The sequence below is a fragment of the Pseudomonas sp. P129 genome (assembly GCF_020312195.1).
GTDB classification, from domain to species: domain Bacteria; phylum Pseudomonadota; class Gammaproteobacteria; order Pseudomonadales; family Pseudomonadaceae; genus Aquipseudomonas; species Aquipseudomonas fragariae.
On the sequence record NZ_JAGPYS010000035.1, the window covers coordinates 1 to 962 of the forward strand.

Annotated in this window: 1 protein-coding gene; it reads right to left on the reverse strand. The window is 56.7% G+C overall.

Translation table 11 applies throughout. The annotated features are described in order from the left end of the window. Positions 1-962, reverse strand: a 962-nt coding sequence (locus tag KBY02_RS26005) for an RHS repeat domain-containing protein (protein WP_225650866.1), incomplete at both ends; no start/stop codon positions are given.

Consider the following 962-nt stretch of genomic DNA (forward strand, 5'->3'; position numbering starts at 1 on the left):
ACCCAATCGGATCCTGCGTAATAAACCGCCCAATCTCCGGATCGTAATACCGAAACGTGTTGTAGTGAAGCCCCGTCTCGACATCGAAATACTGACCCTGAAACCTGAGGTTCTGCTCGACCTCGTTCACCACCAGTTTCTCAACCGCGCCCCACGGCCGATATTTGGCCTGCCAGACGATCTGCCCTTCGGCGTCGGTCATCTCCAGTGGTGTACCAATCTGGTCGGTGTGGAAGTAGTAGACCTTGTTCTCTGCCTCGCCCTCTTTCTCATCAACACGGGCCAGCGGCGCATAACTGCCGGGCTCGTACAGATACAGGCTGCTCTGTCCCGGACTGTCTTCACGCAGCAAGCGAAGACCTTGCCAGAGAAATAGTCGATGGTCGGTCTTGCCCTTAATGTCGGACTGTTTGGCAACACGCCTACCCAGGCTGTCGTACTGATAGCTGCTGGTGCTTTCCACTTGGCTGTTGGCCATGGTCTCGGTTTTGACCAGACGGTTTTCGCTGTCGTAGGTGAAGGTTTGCCAACGCACGATGCCGACGATTTTCTCGACCAGGTTGCCCCACGCGTCGTATTTGTATTCGTGGTTGCTCCATTTTTTGAGGCGGTTGTCTTTGACGCGGTCGAAGCGGCTGGTGTTGAAGTTCAGGCGGTTGCCAGCGGCGTCGTAGCGGAACTCTTCACCGTCGAAACGTTTTTCGGGGTTGTGTTCAAGCAGGCGGCCGTTGGCTTCGTATTCGTAGGTGACTTCGCCACGCAGTTTGTCGAGGGTGCGGCTCAGCTCGCCGGCCGGGTCGTATTCGTAGCGGCGGTGGAGCGGGTTGTAGGCGTGCTCGACGTAGCGCTCTGGCTTTATGAGCGGGTTCTGTATCTGTGACAGTTTTTCAGCGGGCAGGGTGGTTGCGTATTGCCAGGTCTTGCGCCCCAGTGCGTCATAGCCGAAGCAACTGGTGAGTTTG